18 protein-coding genes are annotated in these 22,670 nt (G+C 71.3%); 14 read left to right on the top strand and 4 right to left on the bottom strand.

Annotated elements, in window-relative coordinates; genetic code table 11:
* Window positions 1-162: 162 nt before the first annotated feature.
* A complete protein-coding gene (locus NMK44_RS03495) occupies window positions 163-858 on the bottom strand; it encodes a DUF1707 SHOCT-like domain-containing protein (RefSeq protein ID WP_374215228.1) in 696 nt (231 codons plus the stop codon).
* Between the two features lie 166 nt (window positions 859-1,024).
* Between NMK44_RS03495 and NMK44_RS03490 the strand changes: the two genes are divergently transcribed.
* Complete coding sequence (locus NMK44_RS03490; protein WP_254738059.1) at window positions 1,025-2,701, top strand: fumarate hydratase; 1,677 nt, start codon at window positions 1,025-1,027, stop codon at window positions 2,699-2,701.
* An 80-nt stretch (window positions 2,702-2,781) separates the two neighbouring features.
* On the opposite strand, the gene NMK44_RS03485 is transcribed toward NMK44_RS03490, so the two are convergent.
* Complete coding sequence (locus NMK44_RS03485) at window positions 2,782-3,849, bottom strand: chitinase (protein ID WP_254738057.1); 1,068 nt, start codon at window positions 3,847-3,849, stop codon at window positions 2,782-2,784.
* 218 nt (window positions 3,850-4,067) lie between these two features.
* Here NMK44_RS03485 and NMK44_RS03480 point away from each other — a divergent pair, with 218 nt between their 5' ends.
* The 6 genes from NMK44_RS03480 to NMK44_RS03455 all read left to right on the top strand — a co-directional run bounded on the left by NMK44_RS03480 (window position 4,068) and on the right by NMK44_RS03455 (window position 12,838).
* Window positions 4,068-4,997: a hypothetical protein gene (locus NMK44_RS03480; RefSeq protein WP_254738055.1), complete on the top strand. Its 930-nt coding sequence runs from the start codon at window positions 4,068-4,070 to the stop codon at window positions 4,995-4,997.
* Window positions 4,994-7,288, top strand: coding sequence for a bifunctional polysaccharide deacetylase/glycosyltransferase family 2 protein (locus tag NMK44_RS03475; RefSeq protein ID WP_254738053.1), 2,295 nt, complete (start codon window positions 4,994-4,996; stop codon window positions 7,286-7,288). Before NMK44_RS03480 ends, NMK44_RS03475 begins: the two co-directional genes overlap by 4 nt.
* A 102-nt stretch (window positions 7,289-7,390) precedes the next feature.
* Entirely contained in the window at window positions 7,391-8,782 is a 1,392-nt protein-coding gene (locus NMK44_RS03470; RefSeq protein WP_254738052.1) for a class II fumarate hydratase, read from the top strand.
* Between the two features lie 68 nt (window positions 8,783-8,850).
* A complete protein-coding gene (gene fomD, locus NMK44_RS03465) occupies window positions 8,851-9,552 on the top strand; it encodes a cytidylyl-2-hydroxypropylphosphonate hydrolase (RefSeq protein ID WP_254738051.1) in 702 nt (233 codons plus the stop codon).
* Window positions 9,553-9,685: 133 nt separating this feature from the next.
* Window positions 9,686-10,405 (top strand): class I SAM-dependent DNA methyltransferase, encoded by a 720-nt coding sequence (locus NMK44_RS03460; RefSeq protein ID WP_254738050.1) that lies wholly within the window; start codon window positions 9,686-9,688, stop codon window positions 10,403-10,405.
* Between the two features lie 57 nt (window positions 10,406-10,462).
* Window positions 10,463-12,838, top strand: a complete 2,376-nt coding sequence (locus tag NMK44_RS03455) for a SpoIIE family protein phosphatase (RefSeq protein ID WP_254738049.1) — start codon at window positions 10,463-10,465, stop codon at window positions 12,836-12,838.
* A 57-nt stretch (window positions 12,839-12,895) separates the two neighbouring features.
* On the opposite strand, the gene NMK44_RS03450 is transcribed toward NMK44_RS03455, so the two are convergent.
* Window positions 12,896-15,124, bottom strand: a complete 2,229-nt coding sequence (locus NMK44_RS03450) for a transglycosylase domain-containing protein (RefSeq protein ID WP_254738048.1) — start codon at window positions 15,122-15,124, stop codon at window positions 12,896-12,898.
* Window positions 15,125-15,361: 237 nt separating this feature from the next.
* On the opposite strand from NMK44_RS03450, the gene NMK44_RS03445 reads away from it, so the two are divergent.
* The 5 genes from NMK44_RS03445 (at window position 15,362) to NMK44_RS03425 (ending at window position 20,322) form a co-directional block, all read left to right on the top strand.
* Window positions 15,362-16,294, top strand: coding sequence for an SPFH domain-containing protein (locus NMK44_RS03445; RefSeq protein ID WP_254738047.1), 933 nt, complete (start codon window positions 15,362-15,364; stop codon window positions 16,292-16,294).
* Window positions 16,291-16,596: a type II toxin-antitoxin system antitoxin gene (locus NMK44_RS41960; RefSeq protein ID WP_308358207.1), complete on the top strand. Its 306-nt coding sequence runs from the start codon at window positions 16,291-16,293 to the stop codon at window positions 16,594-16,596. Before NMK44_RS03445 ends, NMK44_RS41960 begins: the two co-directional genes overlap by 4 nt.
* Window positions 16,597-16,721: 125 nt before the next feature.
* A complete protein-coding gene (locus tag NMK44_RS03435; RefSeq protein ID WP_254738045.1) occupies window positions 16,722-17,246 on the top strand; it encodes a PadR family transcriptional regulator in 525 nt (174 codons plus the stop codon).
* Complete coding sequence (locus tag NMK44_RS03430) at window positions 17,243-17,929, top strand: ABC transporter ATP-binding protein (RefSeq protein WP_254738044.1); 687 nt, start codon at window positions 17,243-17,245, stop codon at window positions 17,927-17,929. The genes NMK44_RS03435 and NMK44_RS03430 overlap by 4 nt, the downstream gene beginning before the upstream one ends.
* Complete coding sequence (locus tag NMK44_RS03425; protein ID WP_254738043.1) at window positions 17,926-20,322, top strand: ABC transporter permease; 2,397 nt, start codon at window positions 17,926-17,928, stop codon at window positions 20,320-20,322. Before NMK44_RS03430 ends, NMK44_RS03425 begins: the two co-directional genes overlap by 4 nt.
* 33 nt (window positions 20,323-20,355) lie before the next feature.
* Here NMK44_RS03425 and NMK44_RS03420 read toward each other — a convergent pair whose 3' ends face one another.
* Entirely contained in the window at window positions 20,356-21,309 is a 954-nt protein-coding gene (locus NMK44_RS03420) for a hydrogen peroxide-inducible genes activator (RefSeq protein ID WP_254738042.1), read from the bottom strand.
* 138 nt (window positions 21,310-21,447) lie between these two features.
* Here NMK44_RS03420 and NMK44_RS03415 point away from each other — a divergent pair, with 138 nt between their 5' ends.
* Entirely contained in the window at window positions 21,448-22,002 is a 555-nt protein-coding gene (locus tag NMK44_RS03415; protein ID WP_254738041.1) for a peroxiredoxin, read from the top strand.
* A gap of 11 nt (window positions 22,003-22,013) precedes the next feature.
* Window positions 22,014-22,553 (top strand): alkyl hydroperoxide reductase, encoded by a 540-nt coding sequence (locus NMK44_RS03410; RefSeq protein ID WP_254738040.1) that lies wholly within the window; start codon window positions 22,014-22,016, stop codon window positions 22,551-22,553.
* Window positions 22,554-22,670: the final 117 nt, after the last annotated feature.

The raw sequence follows: 22,670 nt of genomic DNA, 5'->3' as shown, positions 1-22,670 counted from the left end.
GGCTCCGGTGGTCACCCTTGCCCGCCTCAAGGCGTACGGCCCCGTGTGCACCCCCATCAGCCGTACGAGAGACGATGCACCAAGCCTTACCCGCTGTGCGCGCGCTTATGCACACCGTTGTCCCGACCGCAAATTCCCTGCGCTCGCCCGGGCTTCACCGGACTACGACCGCAGGTTCTTCAGTCGCTTACCCCGCTTCGGCCGTGCTTCCACCCCTCCGAAGAGAGCGAATCCGCTGACATGGATCACCGGCGCCTCCGGATCCGGCGCCTCGGCGGGGGAAACGTCGAAACCGCCGAAGATCCCGGCGCCCGAACCGTGCAGGGTGACGTTCTCCGGGACCTTGATCTCCACACCGCCGAACAGCACCGCCACCCGGATCTCGACCTCCCGCCGCTCGAAGACCGCCTCGGTCAGATCGATCTCCGCCCCGCCGAACAGCACCAGCGCGTTGGTCCTGCGGCGGACCCGCCAGCGGCCCTTGCGCGCCGCCCCGCCGAAGATCGCCACCAGATTCTCCGCGGCGGGAGGGGTACGGGAGGGATCGGCGCCGCCGCGGACCGCCTCCGGTCCTGCGCCGCGGCCCGGCGCCGCGGGCAGATCGCGGACCAGGGGCTCCAGTTCACCGAGGGTCTTGGCGCGGTAGACCGCGTCGATCCGCTCCGCGTGCTCCTCCGGGTCGAGCCGTCCCTCGGCGAGGGCCTCCCGCAGGATGTCCGCGATCCGGTCGCGGTCCGCATCGGAAGCGCGCAGCGGCGAGTGCGCGGGCGCGGTGTGCGCCACGGCGGTGTGCGCCACGGGCGAGGGCGCCGCATCGGCAGGGGACTTGGCCAGGGGCACCGGCTGCTGCTCATCCACGTGATCAGCGTACCCAGTCGCGATAGATCGCGACTAGGGGTTTCACGGTCCCGCCCCCGGGAGGCGACTGAGCCTTACCTCACCGCCACCACCCCGCCGCGCCGTTCTAATCTGGTGGGCGCTGCCGTCGTTGTCAGCCCTGTCTGCCGAGTGAGGAATGGCCGGAATGCCTGAGTTTGCCTACACGGATCTGCTGCCTCTGGGCGAGGACACCACGCCGTACCGCCTGGTGACGTCGGAGGGCGTGAGCACCTTCGAGGCCGACGGTCGCACCTTCCTGAAGGTCGAGCCGGAAGCCCTGCGCAAGCTGGCGGCCGAGGCGATGCACGACATCTCGCACTATCTGCGCCCGGCCCACCTCGCCCAGCTCCGCCGGATCCTCGACGACCCGGAGGCCAGCGCCAACGACCGGTTCGTCGCGCTGGACCTGCTGAAGAACGCGAACATCGCGGCGGCGGGCGTCCTGCCGATGTGCCAGGACACCGGTACCGCGATCGTGATGGGCAAGCGCGGTCAGCAGGTGCTGACCGAGGGCCGCGACGAGGAGGCCCTCTCGCGCGGTGTCTACGACGCCTACACCGAGCTCAACCTGCGCTACTCCCAGATGGCCCCGCTGACCATGTGGGACGAGAAGAACACCGGCTCCAACCTGCCCGCGCAGATCGAGCTGTACGCGACCGACGGCGGCGCCTACAAGTTCCTCTTCATGGCCAAGGGCGGCGGCTCGGCCAACAAGTCCTTCCTCTACCAGGAGACGAAGGCGGTGCTGAACGAGGCATCGATGATGAAGTTCCTGGAGGAGAAGATCCGCTCGCTGGGCACCGCCGCGTGCCCGCCGTACCACCTGGCCATCGTGGTGGGCGGCACCAGCGCCGAGTACGCGCTCAAGACCGCCAAGTACGCCTCGGCGCACTACCTCGACGAACTGCCCGCTTCAGGCTCCCCGACCGGCCACGGCTTCCGCGACAAGGAGCTGGAGGAGAAGGTCTTCGAGCTGACGCAGAAGATCGGGATCGGGGCGCAGTTCGGCGGCAAGTACTTCTGCCACGACGTCCGGGTCGTCCGGCTGCCCCGGCACGGCGCGTCCTGCCCGGTGGCCATCGCCGTCTCCTGCTCGGCCGACCGCCAGGCGCTCGCGAAGATCACCCCCGAGGGCGTCTTCCTGGAGCAGCTGGAGACCGACCCGGCGCGCTTCCTCCCGGACACCACCGACGAGGAGCTCACCAAGGGCGCGGGCCCGGACCTGGACGCGGTCGCCATCGACCTCAACCGGCCGATGGACGACGTGCTGGCCGAGCTGACCAGGCACCCGGTCAAGACCCGGCTCTCGCTGACCGGCACGCTGGTCGTCGCCCGTGACATCGCGCACGCGAAGATCAAGGAGCGGCTGGACGCGGGCGAGGAGATGCCGGAGTACCTGAAGAACCACCCGGTCTACTACGCGGGCCCGGCCAAGACGCCCGAGGGCTACGCCTCCGGTTCGTTCGGTCCGACGACGGCGGGCCGGATGGACGCCTACGTCGAGCAGTTCCAGGCCGCCGGGGGCTCGAAGGTCATGCTGGCCAAGGGCAACCGCTCACAGCAGGTCACCGACGCCTGCGCCGCGCACGGCGGCTTCTACCTGGGCTCGATCGGCGGCCCGGCGGCGCGGCTGGCCCAGGACTGCATCAAGAAGGTCGAGGTCCTCGAGTACGAGGAGCTCGGCATGGAGGCGGTCTGGAAGATCGAGGTCGAGGACTTCCCGGCGTTCATCGTGGTGGACGACAAGGGCAACGACTTCTTCACCGACCCCGGCCCCGCGCAGCCCTTCGTCGCCGGCATCCCGGTGCGCCAGGGCGCCTGACGGACGGATCCGGGGGCCGGGACGGCGGTGCGCCGTCCCGGCCCCCGGCCGTCGGTCCCCGATCCCGGCCCTGGTCCCGGTCAGCCCCTGAGCACCGCCTCGAAGGCCCCGGGCCGCTGGGCGATACCGCTGCACCGGTTCTCCGGGGTGGCCCCGGGGTCCTGCTCGGCGTCCGGGTACCGGCCGTCCTCCTCCGCGTCGGGGCACGGCCGGTCGCGTTCCGCGGACCACATCGACAGCCGCCCGATCCCCTTCTCCGCGGCGAACCGGGCCAGCTCGGCCGCGTCCTCCAGCGTGAACACCTCGCCGGAGACATCGTTGAGCCCGATCATCGGCGTCACCCCGAGGGCCTTCCACGCCGCCTCGTCGGAGAGTCCGAGCACCCCGCGCACCCGGGCCTGGGCGGCGGTCGCCGCCCGCATCGCGTAGTCGCCCATGTCGCCGGTGTGCGCACCGCTGTAGTTCATCGCCATGATGTTCACCGCCGAGACGGTGACGCCCTCGTCCCTGGCCGCCTCCAACTGGGCGGTGCTCGGCGCCGTCAGCCCGTCGGGCATGGCCGGCAGGGTGAAGGAGACGTCCAGGCCCTCGTGGGTGCGCTGGAGCAGGGCGATGGCCTGGGCTCGGCGGGCGGCCGCGGCGGGGTCGGCGAGACCGCCGCCCTCGATGTCGAAGTCCGCCTTGGTCAGCCCGTAGCGCTCGATCACCTCGGTGTAGGCCGCGGCGAGTTCGGAGACATCGGTGCACGCGGTGCTCAGCTCGGTGCCGTCGGCACCGCCGAAGGAGACCCGGACGTCACCGCCCGCGCGGCGCACCTCCTCGATCCGGGCATCCAGCGCCCGGTCGTCCAGGGTGGTGCCGCCGTCCCAGACCGGGGCGCAGCCGTCGCCCGCGACGACGAAGCCGAGGGTGAACTCCTTGACCCCGCGCCCCGCCGCGGCGGCCATGTCGTACCCCGTCTCGGACCAGGCGCTGACGTACGGGACGAAGGCGGCGGGGGGCGGCGGGGCCGGCTGCGGGCTCCGCACGGGCGCGGCCACCCGGGTGCGCGGTTCCGGTGGCTCCTGCTGTCCGGCCCATACGGCGATGGTGGCGCAGACCACGGCGCCTGCCACGGCGATTCCGCTCATGCGAGGGCTGGCCCTCATGGCTCTCGCTCCTGTCGGTGGTGTTCGGGGGTGATGTCCGGTTCGGGGGTGATGGGCGGCGGGGAACTCCGCCCCCGTGCCGCCCTCCACCGCAAACCTCGCATATCCGAGAAATGGAACGAACTATGACACACCGCATGTTTGACTGATATGTCTCAAGTCGTATTTCCTGGACTAGCCTCTCGCTCATGCATCCTCAGTCAGACGTGGTCGAGCGCGTGCCTACGCGACCCCTCCGCCCCGAAGTGGCCGGGAAAGGGCCGGTGTTCGTCGATCCTTCCGGGCGACGCGGCCGTCTGGTGCGGCACGCGGGTGTGATCGCGGGGGCCGTCTGCCTCGGCTACTCGGTGGTCCTGGCGGTGAGCTTCGCGGGAGGAACCGCGTTCGCTCCCGAGATGCTCATCCCGGGACAGCCGATCTCCACGGAGGCGTTCGGCCGGAAACCGCAGGGCGGGGTGGAGCGGATCCAACCGGAGCACCGGCCGCCGTCCCCGCCCCGGGACGGGACCCGGCACGGTCCGCGGCCGCACGGGCACCGTGCCGACGGCGCGGACACCGGCGGCACCTCGGTGCGGGACGTGCGCCCGCCGGCGCTCGGGAAGCCCGCCTCGCCGGAGCCGCCCGCCGCGGCCCGGCCCCGTCCGGCGGCCGCCGAACCCGCCGTCCGGGTACGCGCCGACGCCCCGGAGCGCGCCGGGAAGAAGGCCCGGGGCCAGACTCCGTCACGCACCGCGGCCACCGGCGAGAAGCGCACCGCGCACCGCGAGCACCGGCGCACCCGCCCCGCCGCACGGAAGGCGGGGCACCACGCCGCGCGGCCCCATCGCCCCGAGCCCGTCCGGCGCCCCGAGAATCCCCGTCCGGCCTTGCCCCAGTTGCCCTCCTGGTACCAGAGGCCCTCCTGGTACCCGCGGCCCACCGGTCCCGTACAGCCGGGCGGGGGCGCGGCGCACATCCCGGTCAACCGGCCACCCGCCGCCCGGCCACCGGCCGCCCGGCCGCCCGCCGCGGGGGCCGCCCGCCCCCAGTACCCCGGGTGGAATCCGGTGCCCCGCAATCCGCAGGCGCAGCGGCCGCTGAACCCGGCCCATCCCGCTGCCGGAGCCCGGCCGCCCGGCGTTCCGCGGAACTGGAACACGCCGTCATGACCTTCGGCAGACAGCCGAAACTCCCCCGGCCACGCCGTCGCGGCCTCCCCGCACCCCGACCGGCCACCGCGCCCCCACCGGCGCCCCGCACCTCCGGTGCGGGGCGCCGTGGCAGGTTCCGCGGCAGAGCCGCGCGGACCCGGACCAGAGCCCGGACCAGGACCAGGACCAGGGCCCGGACCGGGCTGAGGACCCGGATCCGTACGGTGCTGGCCCTCGCCACCCTGCTCGCGGTGGTCTGCGGACTGCTGCTGGACGGCTATCTGCACGCCGAGGTCGGCAACGACGCCCGCGTCCACCGGTCGCACCCCTCGCACAGCGTCCCCGACCGGCTGCGCCACGGCGGCCCGGTGCTCACCTTCGACCGGCACGGCAGGGCGACCGAGCACACCATCCCCACCCGGACCGTGGCGCTCACCTTCGACGACGGCCCGGACCCGCGCTGGACGCCGGAGATCCTGGCGGTGCTGCGCAGACACCGGGTGCCCGGCACCTTCTTCGTCGTGGGCCAGATGGTGGTCCGCCACCCCGAACTGGTGCGCCGGATGCGCCGGGCGGGCCATGAGATCGGGGTGCACACCTTCTCCCATATCGATCTGACGTACCAGGACACCGGCCGGATCGACCGCGAACTGGCCCAGTCCCAGCTGGCCCTGGCGGGCGCCGCGGCCATCACCAGCTCGCTGTTCCGTGCGCCGTACGCCTCCGAGGTCAGCGCGCTGGACGACCGCACCTGGCCGGTCCAGCGGCATATCGGCGCCAAGGGCTACATCAGCGCGTTCGTGGACGCCGACAGCGAGGACTGGCGGCGGCCCCCGGTCCGGGACATCGTCCGCAACGCCACACCGCACGCCGGAAAGGGCGCCTCCGTCCTGTTCCACGACGCGGGCGGCAACCGCTCCCGCACCGTACGGGCCCTGGACCGGTACATCGGCCGGATGAAGGAGAAGGGCTACTCCTTCACCACCGTCACCGGCGCGCTCGGCGCCCCCAGCGCCAACCACCCCGCCGGAACCGCCCATGTCTGGCAGGGCCGGGCGCTGATCCGGGCCGCCTCGCTCACCCAGGCCGCCGTACCGTGTCTGGCCGGGCTGCTGGGGCTGGTCGGCGCCGCCGTGGTCGGGCGGCTGCTGATGATGGCGGGCCTGGCCTCCTGGCACCACCACACCCGGGCCCGGCGGCGCTACCGGCTGGTGCAGCAGGTGGACGACCCGGTGAGCGTGATCGTGCCCGCGTACAACGAGAAAGAGTGCATCGCCAACACCCTGACCTCGCTGGCCGCCAGCACCCATCCGATCGAGATCGTGGTCGTGGACGACGGCTCCACCGACGGCACCGCCGAGATCGTGGAGGCCATGGCGCTGCCCAACGTCCGGGTGCTGCGCCAGCCCAACGCGGGCAAACCCGCCGCCCTCAACCACGGCATCGCCCACGCCCGCCACGACCTGATCGTGATGATGGACGGTGACACCGTCTTCGAACCGGCCACCGTCCGCGAGCTGGTCCGCCCCTTCGCCGACCCCCGTGTCGGCGCGGTCGCGGGCAACGCCAAGGTCGGCAACCGGGACAAGCTGATCGGTGCCTGGCAGCACATCGAGTACGTGATGGGGTTCAACCTGGACCGGCGGATGTACGACCTGCTGCGCTGTATGCCGACCATCCCCGGCGCGATCGGTGCCTTCCGACGCCGGGCGGTGCTGGACGCCGGGGGCATGAGCGCGGACACCCTGGCCGAGGACACCGACATCACCATCGCCCTGCACCGGGCCGGATGGCGGGTGGTCTACCAGGAGTACGCCCGCGCCTGGACCGAGGCGCCGGGCACCCTCGGCCAGTTGTGGAAGCAGCGCTACCGCTGGAGCTACGGCACCATGCAGGCGTTGTGGAAGCACCGCCGCTCGATCGTCGACCGGGGGCCCTCCGGGCGGTTCGGCCGGGTGGGGATGCCGCTGGTGGTGCTCTTCCAGATCGTCACCCCGCTGTGCGCGCCGCTGATCGACCTGTTCACGCTGTACGGCCTGGTCTTCCTGGACCCGGAGCGCTCGGCCCTGGCCTGGGGCGCGCTGATGCTGGTGCAGTTGCTGGGCGCGGCGTACGCGTTCCGGCTGGACCGGGAGCGCTACCGGGCGCTGCTGGTGCTGCCGCTCCAGCAGATCGCCTACCGCCAGCTCATGTACCTGGTGCTGCTGCACTCCTGTATGACGGCCGCGACCGGCGCCCTGCTGCCGTGGCAGAAGCTCAAGCGCACCGGTGAGGTGGACTCCCTGCGGGCCCGGGAAGCCGTACGGTGACCGGCCTCACCCGCCCGGCCCGGCCGTCGCCGGGAACACGCCGGGCCGCACGGGTGCTGTCCTGGGCGAAGGGGCCCTGTGAGAGCGAGGCGGAATAACGCGATGAGCGACGACAGCTACCGGACCGAGCACGACTCGATGGGAGAGGTACGGGTCCCCGCACACGCCAAGTGGCGGGCCCAGACCCAGCGGGCGGTGGAGAACTTCCCCGTCAGCGGCCAGCGGCTGGAGCGGGCCCATATCGAGGCACTCGCCCGGATCAAGGCCGCGGCAGCCACGGTCAACGCCGGTCTCGGCGTGATCGACGAGGAGGTGGCCGGGGCGATCGCGGAGGCGGCGGCCGAGGTCGCCGGGGGCCGCTGGGACGACCACTTCCCCATCGATGTCTTCCAGACCGGTTCGGGCACCTCGTCCAATATGAACACCAATGAGGTGCTGGCCACCCTGGCGAGCGAGCGGCTGGGCCGCGCGGTGCACCCCAACGACCACGTCAACGCCAGCCAGTCGTCCAACGATGTCTTCCCCTCGTCCATCCACATCGCGGCCACCGCCGCCGTCACCGCCGATCTGATCCCGGCGCTGGACCGGCTCGCCGGGGCGCTGGAGGGCAAGGCCGCGGAGTTCGCCGATGTGGTCAAGGCGGGCCGCACCCATCTGATGGACGCCACCCCGGTGACCCTGGGCCAGGAGTTCGGCGGCTACGCGGCGCAGATCCGGTACGGGGTCGAGCGGCTGCGCTCCTCGCTGCCCCGGCTGGCCGAACTGCCGCTGGGCGGTACGGCAGTGGGCACCGGGATCAACACCCCGCCCGGGTTCTCCGCCGCCGTGATCGCCGAACTGGCCCGGGCCACGGGGCTGCCGCTCACCGAGGCCCGTAACCACTTCGAGGCGCAGGGGGCCCGGGACGCGCTGGTGGAGACCTCCGGCCAGCTCCGGACCGTCGCGGTCGGCCTGACCAAGATCGCCAACGATCTGCGCTGGATGGCCTCGGGCCCGCGCACCGGACTGGCCGAGATCGCGCTGCCGGACCTCCAGCCCGGTTCGTCGATCATGCCGGGGAAGGTCAACCCGGTGATCCCCGAGGCGGTGCTGATGGTCGCCGCGCAGGTCACCGGAAATGACACCACCGTGGCCACGGCCGGGGCCGCCGGGAACTTCGAGCTCAATGTGATGCTCCCGGTGATGGCGAAGAACCTGCTGGAGTCGATCCGGCTGCTGGCCAATGCCTCCCGGCTGCTGGCCGACCGCACCGTCGACGGGATCACGGCCGACCGCGAGCGCGCCCGCGAGTACGCCGAGTCCTCCCCCTCCGTCGTGACCCCGCTCAACCGCTACCTCGGCTACGAGGAGGCGGCCAAGGTCGCCAAGAAGTCCCTGGCCGAGCGGAAGACGATCCGCCAGGTCGTGCTGGAGTCCGGCTATATCGAGCGCGGACTGCTGACCCGGGAACAGCTCGACGAGGCACTGGACGTGCTGCGTATGACACATCCGTAACCATGTGTGAGAGAACCGTTGCGGCATAGGTCACGGCACCGCGGCCCGGTCACACCTAAGATCTGCTCATGACAGCGGACATCGTGGAGACGACGGGCGCGGCGGACACCGCCCGATGGGCGCCGGGGGATCACATCCTCTGGCGCTACCGGGCCAACGCCGACGACCACATCCACATCTGCCGCCCCGTGACCGTCGTGCGGGACACCCCGGAGGTGCTCGCCGTCTGGCTCGCGCCGGGCACCCCCTGCGTCAAACCGCAGCTCACCGACGGCACCTCGGTGCACCGCGAACCGCTGTCCACCCGCTACACCAAACCGCGCACCACCGCGCTGTGCGAGTGGCTGGGCACCGGAGTCCTCAAACTGGCCCGGCCCGGGGAGCCCTGGTCGGTGTGGCTGTTCTGGGACGACGGCTGGCAGTTCAAGAACTGGTACGTGAACCTGGAGGAACCGCTGGCCCGCTGGGCCGGCGGGGTGGACTCCGAGGACCACTTCCTGGACATCGCGGTCTACCCGGACCGCAGCTGGGAATGGAAGGACGAGGACGAGTTCACGCAGGCCCAGCGGGCCGGTCTGATGGACACGGCACAGGCGCGCCGGGTCCGGACCGCCGGCCGGGCGGCCGTGGAACTCATCGAAGCGTGGGGAGCGCCGTTCCGGGACGGCTGGGAGGACTGGCGGCCCGACCCGGCCTGGCGGCTCCCGGCGCTTCCGGCGGACTGGGACCGCAACGACAGGGGGCATACGTCCACGCACTCGAGGTCCTGAACCTCTTGTTGTGCACCGGTGTTTCAAACGTAGGATCGTCGTCCGGAACACCGCGCGCACGGGAAACCAGACACTGGCGCAACTCACGGACGATGCGCAAGATCTGACGCAATGTCACAGGAGGGGCGGAGTCGTGAGCAGTGAGGACGACTACGGCGACGGCTACGAGGGGTACCGGGACTTCGACCGTCTGGCGCTGGACCGCAGCGGCCAGGCCGAAGCCTTCGATGCGATAGGCGACCGTTACGACGAAGCCTTTCCGCATAAGGAAGGCCAGGTCAAGGCGGGTCAGTGGCTGGCCGACGCACTTGCTCCCGGCTCCCGGGTGCTGGACGTCGGCTGTGGCACCGGACTGCCCACGGCCCGTCAGCTTGCCGGGGCCGGGCACCGGGTCACCGGGATCGACATCTCGGCGGGCATGCTCAAGCTGGCCCGGGACAACGTGCCCGGCGCCGAGTTCCACCAGGTGGACATCGTCGATCTGCGGACCGGCGGACGGCACGGCCCCGGAGGGATGCGTGAACTCGGCCCCTTCGACGGCATCGCCGCCTTCTTCGCCCTGGTACTGCTGCCTCGCGCGGAGATCCCCTACGCGCTGCGGGCGCTGCACGCGGTGCTCAGACCCGGCGGGGCGATGGTGCTCGGCATGGTGGAGGCGGACGTCGACGACTTCGCCATCCCGTTCCTCGGCAACTCGGTCCGGGTATCCGGCTATCTGCGGGAGGATCTCCGACAGGTCGTCAGTGACGCGGGCTTCGAGATCACCGGGGAGGACTCGCACGCGTACGCCCCGGCGAGCACCGACGTACCGCCCGAGATCCAGCTCTATCTGCACTGCCGACGACGTGCCTGACACACGGTGCGCCCCCCACACCAGGGCGCACGGCCCCGGACGGATGGAAACCCACGCGTGACGGAGCACCCGACCTCCCCCAACAGGCGACAGGCTGCCACCCCTGCCGCCGCCTCGGGCCTGCCCGAGGACGCGCACGGCGCGGTCCCGGACCCGCGGACCGCCGTGCGGCGGACGGCCGCGCCCGGCCAGGAGCCGGACGGTGGACGCCCGCGACCGGCGCTCCCCGGGGACGGGCCGTCCGCGGCACCGGCCGGGGACGGCGCACCGGACCGGGACGAGGAGCCCGCCGCCCCACGGGGCTCGGCGCGGGCCAGGCGGCGCGGCCGGGGCGCGGCCGAGACCGCCCCGCGCGGTGGTGGAGGTACCGAGCGCCGGAGCGCGGCGCACAGCGAGCACCCGGCACAGCCGGAGCACGGCACACCGGAGGGCGAACCTGTGTGGGACGCGGACCGCAACGCCGCCAGGGGCGCGGCACGCCGACCCGGAGCGCGTGACGGCTCCCCGGAGCGGGACGGGCGCGCGCCGGACGCCGGGCACCGGGACACCGGCCGCCCCGGCGCCGCCGCGGGTGAACACCCCGCCCAGCCGGTGGAGTCGGCGGACGCGGTGGCCACGGCGGCCGGAGAGGTCGCGTACACCGGGTCCGGCGGCGGTATGCCCCCGGTGCCGTCGGCCGGTGGCACCGGCGGTGCCGGCGCGGCCGAGACGGCCGCCGCCCGGGACCGCGGCGGGGACCGGCTGCGCTTCGTCGGCGCGGCCACCCGGCGGATCGCCCGCGGTATCGACCTCGACGAGATCGTGCTCGGCCTGTGCCGGGCCACCGTGCCCACCTTCGCCGACGCGATCCTGGTCTATCTGCGCGATCCTCTCCCGGTGGGCGATGAGCGCCCGGTGGGTCCGGTGGTGCTGCGGCTGCGCCGTACCGACCGGATCCCGCTGGACCCGGACACCGACAGCGGACGGCTGCCGCTGATGCCCTCCCAGCCGGATCTGTCGCCCGCGGTGGGCGGCGGTCCGGCGGCCGAGCTGTGCGAGGTGGAGGCGGGCGGTCCGCTGGCCGAGGTGCTGCGCGGGGTGCGGCCGGTCTTCGGCGACTCCCTGGCCGCCCGCGCCGCACTGCCCGAACTGCTCGGCGACAGCACCTCGGTGGCCACCGGCCAGCGCACCGTGCTGGCGCCGCTGCGCGGCCGCCGCCGGGTGATCGGCGCCGCGGTGTTCGTCCGCCGCCCGGACCGGCCGCCGTTCGAACCGGACGATCTGCTGGTCGCGGCCCAGCTGGCCACCCACACCGCGCTCGGGGTGGACAAGGCGGTGCTCTACGGACGCGAGGTCTACATCGCGGACGAGCTCCAGCGCACCATGCTGCCCGACTCGCTGCCGCAGCCCACCGGCGTCCGGCTGGCCAGCCGCTATCTGCCCGCCGCGGAGACCGCCCGGGTCGGCGGTGACTGGTACGACGCGATCCCGCTGCCGGGCAACCGGGTGGCGCTGGTCGTCGGCGATGTGATGGGCCACTCGATGACCTCGGCCGCGATCATGGGCCAGCTGCGCACCACCGCGCAGACCCTGGCCGGTCTCGATCTGCCGCCGCAGGAAGTGCTGCACCACCTCGACGAGCAGGCCCAGCGGCTGGGCACGGACCGTATGGCCACCTGTCTGTACGCGGTCTACGACCCGGTCGCGCACCGCATCGTGGTGGCCAACGCGGGCCATCCGCCGCCCCTGTTGCTGCACCGGGGCGGCCGGGCCGAGGTGCTGCGGGTGCCGCCCGGCGCCCCGATCGGCGTCGGCGGGGTCGACTTCGAGGCGGTCGAGCTGGACGCCCCGGCCGGGGCCACGCTGATGCTCTACACCGACGGTCTGGTCGAGTCGCGGATGCGCGATGTGTGGACCGGGATCGAGCAGCTGCGGGAGCGGCTGACCGCCACCGCGCGGCTCACCGGCCCCAACCCGCCACCGCTGGAGCCGCTGTGCGACGAGGTGCTGGACATGCTCGGGCCCGGCGACCGCGATGACGACGTAGCGCTGCTGGCGGCCCGGTTCGAGGGCATCGCGCCCAGCGATGTCGCGTACTGGTTCCTGGACCCCAAGGCGCAGACCGCGGGACAGGCCCGTCGGCTGGCCCGCCGCGCCCTGGCCCGCTGGGATCTGGACGATCTGACGGACGCGGTGGAACTGCTGGTGAGCGAGGTGGTCACCAACGCCGTGCGCTACGCGGAACGGCCGATCACCCTGCGGCTGCTGCGCACCGACGTCCTGCGCTGTGAGGTCGGCGACGACGTACCGCAACTCCCGCGGCTGCGCCAGGCCCGGCCGTCCGACGAGGGCGGCCGCGGACTGTACCTGGTCAACCGGATGGCCCGGCGCTGGGGCGCGACCCGGCTGAGCACCGGCAAGGTGGTCTGGTTCGAGCTGGCCATGCCGTCCTGAGCCGCCGCCCCCGGAAAGCATCGGGCCCCGAGCCGAACGGCTCGGGGCCCGATGTCCTCATGGCTCCTGGCGCTTGTCGCCCGGGAGGCCCTCGTCCTCCGGTGGGGTGACCGGTGTCGTCGGGGTGGTCGGTGTCTCGTCGTCCGGCGGGGTGGTCTCCGGGCTGGACGGCGTGGTCGTCGGCGTCGACTCGCTCGGCGTCGGGGACGTCGACTCGCTCTCCGACTCGCTCGGCGTCGGCGACGTCGACTCGCTCTCCGACTCGGTCGGCTCCGGCGACGTGGACGGTGAGGTGGTCGGCGGTACGGGCGTCTCCACCTCCAGGTCGAACTCGGTGTCCTTGGTGTCGTCCGCCGCGGCTCCCATGTAGGACGCCCAGATCGAGGCCGGGTAGCCGGAGCCGTTGACCCGGCCGCCGCCACCGGTGCCCTTGAGGGAGACCTGTTTGCCGCCCGGGACCTCACCGAACATACCGACGGAGGTGACCAGACCGGGGGTGTAGCCGGTGAACCAGGCGGACTTGTTGTCGTCCGAGGTACCCGTCTTGCCCGCCACGTCCATGCCCTGGCGCTTCACGGCCTGGCCGGTGCCGTCGGCGACCACACCGGTGAGGACGGAGGTCACCGCGTCGGCGGCGCCGCGGCTGATCGCCTGGCCGTTGGTCGGGTCGGGCAGGTCGGCCTGCTCGTCGCCCTTCTCGGCGGACTTCACGATCGCCGGGGTGACCTTCTTGCCGTGGTTGTCGAGGGTCGCGTAGACCCCGGCCATATGCAGCGGGCTGGCACCCATCGAGCCCAGCGACATCGCGGGGTGCTCACCGAAGCCTCCGGCCTTGCCGTTCATCCCGAGGCCGACGGCGGTCGACTTGACCTTGGGCAGGCCCACATCCACGGCCATCTGCGCGTAGACGGAGTTGACCGACAGGTTCATCGCCTTCTGGACGCTGACCGGGCCGTAGGACCTGTCGTCCTCGTTCTCCGGGGCGAACCCGACGGCGCTGCCCTTCACCGGCCGCTTGCTGGTGCCGTCGTAGACGGTGTCGGCGGTGATCGGGGTGCCGTCCTGGGTGCTGGACTCGTTCTCCAGCGCGGAGGCGAGGATCAGCGGCTTGAAGGTGGAGGCGGGCTGGTAGTCCTCACGCGTCGCGTTGTTGGTCCAGTGCTTGGTGTAGCCCGCACCGCCGTACATGGCCACCACACCACCGGTCTTGGGGTCCACCGAGACCGCGCCGACCTGGGCGTGCTTGTCGACCTTGCGCTTACTGGGGTCCAGCTTGTCGGTGAGCTGGGTACGGACCGCCTTCTCCAGCGACTTCTGCTTCTTGCGGTCGATGTTGAGGGTGATCGTCCAGCCGCCGGCCTCGAACTCCCGCTCATCCACACCCGCCTTGAAGAGCTCCTTCTTGGCGGCGGCGATGAAGTACCCGGTCTGACCGTCGAGTCCGGGGATCGGACGCGGATCCTGGGGCCTCTTGAAGTGCGTGTCCTGGCGGGCGCTCTTGGACAGCCAGCCCTTCTCGACCATGTTGTCGAGGATGTAGTTCCAGCGGGCCTTGACCATCTTCTTGCCGTTGGGGCCCGCAGTCGAGTAGTCGTACTGGCTGGGCGCCTGGAGCAGCGCCGCGAGATAGGCGCCCTCCGCCACACTGAGCTTCTCGGCGTCCTTGTCGTAGTACGCGCGGGCGGCGGCCTGGATGCCGTAGGCGTTCCGGCCGTAGTAGCTGGTGTTGATGTACCCGGCCAGGATGTAGTCCTTGGACTTCTGCTGATCCACCTTGAGGGAGATCACCAGCTCCTTGGCCTTGCGGGTGACGGTCTGCTCCTGGCTGAGGTAGTAGTTCTTCACATACTGCTGGGTGATGGTCGAGCCACCCTGCTTGCCCCTGCCGAGCGCGGTGTTGATCAGACCACGGGCGGTGCCGGTGAAGGAGACGCCCGAGTCGGTGTAGAAGTCCTTGTTCTCCGCGGCGACGAAGGTGTGCTGCACCGCCTTGGGGATCTTGCTCAGCGGTACGGACTCACGGTTGACATCGCCGTCCTTGGCCATGATCGAACCGTCGCTGTACTTGAAGATATTGGCTTCTTTCCTGGCCTGAGCGTTGGCCGGGGGGACGTCTACCAGCAGGTAGAGCGCGAAGAACCCTCCGACGAGCAGTGCACAGAAGGTGACGACATACGCGAGGATCTTCTTCCAGGTGAAGAAGCGGCGTATGCCCCCCTTCTTTCCGGCCTTCTTGGCCTTGCGGGCGCCCTGCTCCCGTGCGCGCCGCTCTTCGGCTCTACCCATCTCTCCTGCCGTTCCAGTTCGTAAGCTCCCCAGCCCAGCTCACGAAGCTAACACCGCAACCACCCGCAAATGGTCATCGATCTCGCTTTTTCCGAAGGTGACAAAGAGCACCTACCTCAAGAGAACTGACGACTGAGGGGTGCGCAGGGTTGTCGGCGCCGCTAATCTGATATCACTTTGATAGACGCCGGTCGCTGGATGGCAGCGCCGGGTCTTCGAGAGAACACGGGGACCGCCATGTCCGACGCCACCACCGCCACCGCACCCCCCGCCGAACCCCGGATACACGAGCGGCCCGCCCGCCACGTCAGCGGCGGCCTCGCCCTGCTGGGCGGTCTGCTCGGGGTCGCCGCCGGAACCGGGCTGATCCTCGCCGGGGCGGCGGTCGCCTCCGAGAACAAGGGCGCCGCGTCGACCACGCTGATCGTCGCCGGGATCCTGGTGGCCCTCACCGCGCTGATCACGATGTGCGGACTGAACACCATCGCCCCGGGTGAGGCCCGGGTCGTCCAGCTCTTCGGCCGCTACCGGGGCACCATCCGCACCGACGGTCTGCGCTGGGTGAATCCGCTCACCAGCCGGGAAAAGATCTCCACCCGGGTGCGCAACCACGAGACCGCGGTACTCAAGGTCAATGACGCCTACGGCAATCCGATCGAGCTGGCCGCGGTGGTCGTATGGAAGGTCGAGGACACCGCGCAGGCGATGTTCGAGGTGGACGACTTCCTGGAGTTCGTCGCCACCCAGACCGAGGCCGCGGTGCGCCACATCGCCATCGAGTACCCCTATGACGCCCATGACGAGGACGGCCTGTCGCTGCGCGGCAACGCCGAGGAGATCACCGAGAAGCTGGCCGCGGAGCTGCACGCCCGGGTCGAGGCCGCCGGTGTGCGCATTGTCGAGTCGCGCTTCACCCACCTCGCCTACGCTCCGGAGATCGCCTCCGCGATGCTCCAGCGGCAGCAGGCGGGCGCCGTGGTCGCCGCGCGCCGCCAGATCGTGGACGGCGCGGTCGGCATGGTCGAGGCAGCACTGGCCCGGATCACCGAGGAGGAGATCGTGGAGCTGGACGCGGAGCGCAAGGCCGCGATGGTCAGCAACCTGATGGTGGTGCTGTGCGGCGACCGCTCGCCGCAGCCCGTCCTCAACACCGGCACGCTCTACCAGTGACGGAGCACGAGCGCCCCGCCGAGCCCGCGGAGGCCGCCGAGCCCGCCGAGCCGGCGCGGTCGCCGGAACGGCAGCCGCGCCGGCCGCGGCAGCAGCGCAAGCAGATGCTGCTGCGGCTCGACCCGGCCGTGCACGATGCGCTCGCGCGCTGGGCCAACGACGAGCTGCGCAGCGCCAACGCACAGATCGAGTTCCTGCTGCGCAAGGCGCTCGCGGACGCGGGCCGGCTGCCCGGAGCGGCGCAGCCGATCCCGCGCCGCGGCCGTCCGCCGCGTGACACCACCCCGGGTGAGCCCGGCTGACCGGTCGTCGACCGATCAGCCGGCCCCCGGCGCACCCTTTACTTCCGCACCGCCCTGACCTGCACAAACGCACTCTTCACTGCATCTATACACGCGACGTATACCCATCGTGTAGAGTGCCGCGCATGTCCATCGGCCACACCCTGCTCGGACTCCTGGAGTCCGGCCCGCGCCACGGCTACGACCTGAAGCGGGCTTTCGACGAACGATTCGGTCATGACCGCCCGCTCCACTACGGGCAGGTCTACTCGACGATGTCGCGCCTGCTGAAGAACGGTCTCGTCGAGGTCGACGGCATCGAGCACGGCGGCGGGCCCGAGCGCAAGCGCTACGCCATCACCGACGCGGGTATCACCGACGTCGAACAGTGGCTCGCCCAGCCCGAGAAGCCCGAGCCCTACCTGCAGTCGGTGCTCTACACCAAGGTCGTCCTCGCGCTGCTCACCGGACGTGACGCGGGCGATCTGCTCGACGTCCAGCGGGCCGAGCATCTGCGGCTGATGCGCGACCTCACCCAGCGCAAGCGCACGGGTGACCTCAGCGACCAACTGATCTGCGATCACGCGCTGTTCCATCTCGAGGCCGATCTGCGCTGGCTGGAGCTGACCGCCGCCCGCCTCGGCCAACTCAGCAAGGCGGTACGTTCATGACTCCCGCGGGCTCACTGCTCATCGCCGACGGCCTCCACAAGGCGTACGGCCGCACCCCCGCGCTCGACGGTGCGCACTTCTCCATCCACCCCGGCGAGGTCGTCGCGGTGATGGGCCCCTCCGGTTCCGGCAAGTCCACGCTGCTGCACTGTCTGGCCGGGATCGTCACCCCGGACTCGGGTGCGGTGCACTACGGCGGGCGCGACCTGTCGAAGATGTCGGACGCCCAGCGCAGCAGTCTGCGCCGCGGCGAATTCGGCTTCGTCTTCCAGTTCGGCCAGCTCGTACCGGAGCTGAACTGCGTGGAGAACGTGGCGCTCCCGCTGCGGCTGAACGGCGTCAAGCGCAAGGAGGCCGAGGCCCGCGCGCTGACCTGGATGGAGCGGCTGGAGGTCGCGGACGTCCGCGCCAAGCGCCCCGGCGAGGTCTCCGGCGGTCAGGGGCAGCGCGTCGCCGTCGCCCGCTCGCTGGTCACCGGCCCGCGGGTGCTGTTCGCCGACGAGCCCACCGGAGCGCTGGACTCGCTCAACGGGGAACGGGTGATGGAGCTGCTCACCGAAGCGGCCCGGGAGACCCGTGCCGCCGTGGTCCTGGTCACCCATGAGGCCCGGGTCGCCGCCTACTCCGACCGCGAGGTCGTGGTGCGCGACGGCAAGGCGCGGGACATGGCGGGCGTGCGATGACCGACCAGGAGACCGCGGCCCCGTCGCGCGGCGCGTTCGCCCGCTGGACCGCCGACCTCGCCATGGGCGCCCGGTTCGCCGTCACCGGCGGCCGGGAGAGCTGGGCCAGGACCATCATGACGGCGGTCGGCGTGGGGCTCGGGGTGGTGCTGCTGCTGTTCGCCTCCTCCGCCCCCAACGCCTACGAACTCCGTGAGGACCGGGGCGCGGCCCGCTCGACGTTCGACACCGGCACCCTTGACGAGTTGAAGGCGGGACCGGACACCCTCAGGGTCGCCGACGCGAACACCACCTTCCGCTCGGAGGACATCGAGGGCAAGGTGCTGGCTCCTGACGGGAACCAGCCGCCCGAGCCCCCGGGGGTGAACCGGGTCCCGGCCCCCGGTGAGATGTGGGTCTCCCCCGCCCTGAAGAAGCTCCTCGCCGACAACGAACTGCTGCGCGAGCGGCTGTCCTACCGCGTCGTCGGCACCATCGGCGACAGCGGGCTGTCCGGCCCGGCCGATCTTCGGTACTACGCGGGTGTCGACGGTGCCGTGTTCAAGCACGACAAGGGCCAGCGCATCGACCACTGGGGCACCCAGCCCTCGAACGGCCCCATCAACCCCGGGGTGCTGCTGCTGGTCATCGTCGGCTGTGTGGTGCTGCTGCTCCCCGTCCTGATCTTCATCGCGACCGCCGCGCGCTTCGGCGGCGAGCGGCGCGACCGACGACTGGCGGCACTGCGCCTGGTGGGCGCGGACAGTCATATGACCCGTCGGGTGGCCGCCGGGGAGTCGCTCTGCGGCTCACTCCTCGGCCTGCTGACCGGTGGGCTGCTGTTCCTCGGGGTGCGGGAGCTGGCCAGCAAGGTCGTACTCTTCGACGCCAGCTTCTTCGCCGCCGACATCCGTCCGTCCGTGCCGCTGGCGCTGCTCATCGCGGTGGTCGTGCCCGCCTCGGCCGTGGTCGTCACCCTGATCGCGCTGCGCGGGATCGCCATCGAACCGCTGGGCGTCGTGCGCAACGCCACCCCGCGCCGCCGCCGGCTGTGGTGGCGACTGCTCCTCCCGGTGCTCGGCATCGGGCTGCTGCTGCCGCTGGCGGGCGGCTTCGGCGCCAACAGCAGCAGCGGGGACCGGGAGATTTACCAGGCGGCGGCCGGTGCGGTCCTGCTGCTGGTCGGGATCACGGCGCTGCTGCCCTGGCTGGTGGAGGCCGTCGTCGAGAAGTTCGGCAAGGGCCCGGTGCCCTGGCAGCTCGCCACCCGGCGGCTCCAGCTCAGCAGCGGTACGGCGGCCCGTGCGGTGAGCGGTATCACCGTCGCCGTCGCCGGGGCCATCGCGATCCAGATGCTGTTCGCCACCGTGGAGGACGACCAGACCAGGTCCACCGGCCAGGACCCGTTCCGCGCCCAGATGGCCGCGACCCTCCAGGTCGACAACGGGAACCAGGCCGCGGCCACCTTCGCCAAGTACCGCGCCACCAAGGGCGTACGCCAGGTGCTCGGCACCACCTCGGGGTACGCGGCCGAGGCCCACCCCAAGAAGAAGCGGGCCACCGAGGACAGCCCGACCGAGTCGATCACGGTCGCCGACTGCGCCACCCTGCGCGAGATGGCCCGGCTCCGCCACTGCTCCGACGGCGATGTCTTCGTGGCCGAGGCCTCGTCCGACATGTACGCCCCGGACGAGCCCTCGTTCCTCAAGCCCGGTGTGCAGCTCAATCTGCGACTGGACGGGGATGGCGTTCCGGTGACCAAGAACCCGAAGCTGTGGACCGTCCCGCGCTCGGCCGAGGTCGTGAAGACGAAGACGGACCCGCAGGGTTCGGAGAACCCCGGCGTCCTGGCCACCCCGGGCGCCCTGGAGGTCTCCCGGCTCACCGATCCCACGGCCCAGGTCATGCTGGTACTGGACCCGAGGGTGCCGGACGCGCAGGAGTACGCCTGGAACACCAGCGCGACACTCTCCCCGACGATGGACGTGTACACCCTCACCAGCACCTCGGAGACCAACCAGTTCGCGACGCTCCGCAAGGCGCTGCTCATCGGCGCCACCGCGACCCTGCTGCTCATCGGGGCCAGCATGATCGTCTCAACGCTGGAACAACTGCGCGAGCGCAAGCGGCTGCTGTCCGTCCTGGTGGCCTTCGGCACCCGCCGCGCCACGCTGAGCTGGTCCGTGCTGTGGCAGACCGCCGTCCCGGTGGTGCTGGGCCTGGCGCTGTCGATCGCGGGTGGTCTCGCCCTGGGCACGCTGCTGCTCAAGATGGTCAACGAGCCCTGGACCGTGGACTGGGCGAGCCTGAGCCTGATGACCGGGGTGGGCGCGGGCGTCATCGTCCTGGTGACCCTGGTCAGCCTGCCACCGCTGTGGCGCATGATGCGCCCGGAGGGGCTGCGCACCGAGTAGCCGTCCACATCGCACCACAGGAGCCGGTGCGCATCACGAGGTGATGCGCACCGGGAGCGGACGCAGGGCGTCGCGCAGCGCGGAGGCGAACGTCTCGAACTCCTCCGCCCGCGCGGCGCCCGCGCGCATGGCCAGGGCGATCCGCCGGGAGGGTGCCGGATCGGCGAACCAGCCGGTGGTCAGATGGTCGCCGCGGCCGGTCTCCACCCGCAGCGCGGTACGCGGCAGCAGGGTCACCCCGAGCCCACCCGCGACGAGCTGCACCAGGGTGGCGAGCCCGGCCGCACTGGTGGTCACCGGGGCGCCCTCGGTCCGGCCCGCCTCCCGGCAGATGTCCAGCGCCTGGTCACGCAGACAGTGGCCCTCGTCCAGGAGCAGCAGATCCAGCTCCCTGAGCGCGTCGCGCGGAATGTCGCTGCGCCCGCCCAGCCAGTGGTCCTGCGGCATGACCAGGACGAAGTCCTCGTCGAACAGCGGCAGCTCGACCACGCCGGGGGCGCCGAGCGGCACCGCGAGCAGCAGCAGATCCAGCCGTCCGTGGGCCAGTCCGTCCAGCAGCGAGGCGGTCTGCTCCTCATAGACCTGGAGATCGAGGTCGGGGTAGTGCTGGTGCACCAGCCGCAGCACGGTCGGCAGCAGATAGGGCGCCACGGTCGGGATCACCCCGAGCCGCAGCACACCCGTGAAGGGCGCCCGGGCCGCCTCCGCCTCCTCCATCAGCTCGCCGACCGCCTCCAGGACGGTGCGGGCCCGCGCGGCCAGCCGCTCCCCCGCCGGGCTGAGCAGCACCTTGCGCGTCGTACGCTCCAGCAGTTGCACCCCGAGGGTCTCCTCCAGGGCGGCGACGGCGCCGGAGAGCGCGGGCTGGCTCATCCCGATGGCGGCCGCGGCGTCCCGGAAGTGCAGATGTTCCGCGACCGCGGCGAAGGCCCTGAGCTGGGACAGACTGGGCTGCCGCGGTTTGCCCGGAGTAGCGGGTACGGCCACTGATAACCACCTCCAATCAACATCACCGAGTCTAGCTATTTCACTGATCAATGCCAGCTGTGCCAGGGTGGGACTCGTCCAACCCCATGGAATCCCAGATCAAAAGGGCTTCCTACCCGAAAGCTGCAAGGAGAGCGCGTGCTCACTGTCGGTGACAAGTTCCCCGAGTACGACCTGACCGCCTGCGTTTCGCTGGAGACCGGCCAGGAGTTCGAGCAGATCAACCACAAGACCTACGAGGGCAAGTGGAAGGTCGTGTTCGCGTGGCCCAAGGACTTCACCTTCGTGTGCCCGACCGAGATCGCCGCGTTCGGCAAGCTGAACGACGAGTTCGCCGACCGTGACGCGCAGGTCCTCGGTTTCTCCGGTGACTCCGAGTTCGTCCACCACGCCTGGCGCAAGGACCACGCCGACCTGCGTGACCTGCCCTTCCCGATGCTGGCCGACTCCAAGCACGAGCTGATGCGCGACCTGGGCATCGAGGGCGAGGACGGCTTCGCGCAGCGCGCCGTCTTCATCGTGGACCCGAACAACGAGATCCAGTTCACCATGGTGACGGCGGGTTCCGTGGGCCGTAACCCCAAGGAGGTCCTGCGGGTGCTGGACGCCCTGCAGACCGACGAGCTGTGCCCGTGCAACTGGAGCAAGGGCGAGGACACCCTCGACCCGGTCAAGCTCCTCTCCGGCGAGTAAAGGTGAGCTGAATGGCACTCGACGAGCTGAAGTCCGCGCTTCCGGACTACGCCAAGGACCTCAAGCTGAACCTCGGTTCGGTGATCGGCAACTCCGAGCTTCCGCAGCAGCAGCTGTGGGGCACCGTCCTCTCCTGCGCGATCGCCTCGCGTTCGCCGCGGGTGCTGGCGGAGCTGGAGCCGGAGGCCAAGGCGAACCTGTCGCCGGAGGCGTACACCGCCGCCAAGTCGGCCGCGGCCGTCATGGCGATGAACAACGTGTTCTACCGGACCCGGCACCTGCTGTCCGACCCGGAGTACAACAACCTGCGCGCGGGTCTGCGGATGAACGTCATCGGCAACCCGGGTGTGGAGAAGGTCGACTTCGAGCTGTGGTCGCTGGCCGTCTCCGCGATCAACGGCTGCGGTATGTGCCTGGACTCGCATGAGCAGGTGCTCCGCAAGGCCGGTGTGGACCGCGAGACGATCCAGGAAGCCTTCAAGATCGCTTCCGTGCTCCAGGCCGTCGGCGCCACGCTGGACGCCGAGGCCACCCTCGCCGCGAACGGCTGAGCCGAGCGGCACCGGTAGCACGTACGACGAGGGGCGGGCCCCCCCCCGGGGGGGGGGGGGGCCCCCCGGGGGGGGGGGGGGGCGCGGGGGGGGGGCCCGGCGCGGCCGGGGCCGGGG

The sequence above is a fragment of the Streptomyces cucumeris genome, from assembly GCF_024295805.1.
Lineage (GTDB): Bacteria > Actinomycetota > Actinomycetes > Streptomycetales > Streptomycetaceae > Streptomyces > Streptomyces cucumeris.
This window is presented reverse-complemented; position numbering and strand designations above follow the sequence as displayed.

Coding starts and splice junctions, on each gene's coding strand:
- NMK44_RS03425 (WP_254738043.1), top strand. CDS start 17,926: ATGACCGACCAGGAGACCGCGGCCCCGTCGCGCGGCGCGTTCGCCCGC.
- NMK44_RS03435 (WP_254738045.1), top strand. CDS start 16,722: ATGTCCATCGGCCACACCCTGCTCGGACTCCTGGAGTCCGGCCCGCGC.
- NMK44_RS03410 (WP_254738040.1), top strand. CDS start 22,014: ATGGCACTCGACGAGCTGAAGTCCGCGCTTCCGGACTACGCCAAGGAC.
- fomD (WP_254738051.1), top strand. CDS start 8,851: ATGACAGCGGACATCGTGGAGACGACGGGCGCGGCGGACACCGCCCGA.
- NMK44_RS03430 (WP_254738044.1), top strand. CDS start 17,243: ATGACTCCCGCGGGCTCACTGCTCATCGCCGACGGCCTCCACAAGGCG.
- NMK44_RS03485 (WP_254738057.1), bottom strand. CDS start 3,849: ATGAGGGCCAGCCCTCGCATGAGCGGAATCGCCGTGGCAGGCGCCGTG.
- NMK44_RS03475 (WP_254738053.1), top strand. CDS start 4,994: ATGACCTTCGGCAGACAGCCGAAACTCCCCCGGCCACGCCGTCGCGGC.
- NMK44_RS03490 (WP_254738059.1), top strand. CDS start 1,025: ATGCCTGAGTTTGCCTACACGGATCTGCTGCCTCTGGGCGAGGACACC.
- NMK44_RS03445 (WP_254738047.1), top strand. CDS start 15,362: ATGTCCGACGCCACCACCGCCACCGCACCCCCCGCCGAACCCCGGATA.
- NMK44_RS03450 (WP_254738048.1), bottom strand. CDS start 15,124: ATGGGTAGAGCCGAAGAGCGGCGCGCACGGGAGCAGGGCGCCCGCAAG.
- NMK44_RS03470 (WP_254738052.1), top strand. CDS start 7,391: ATGAGCGACGACAGCTACCGGACCGAGCACGACTCGATGGGAGAGGTA.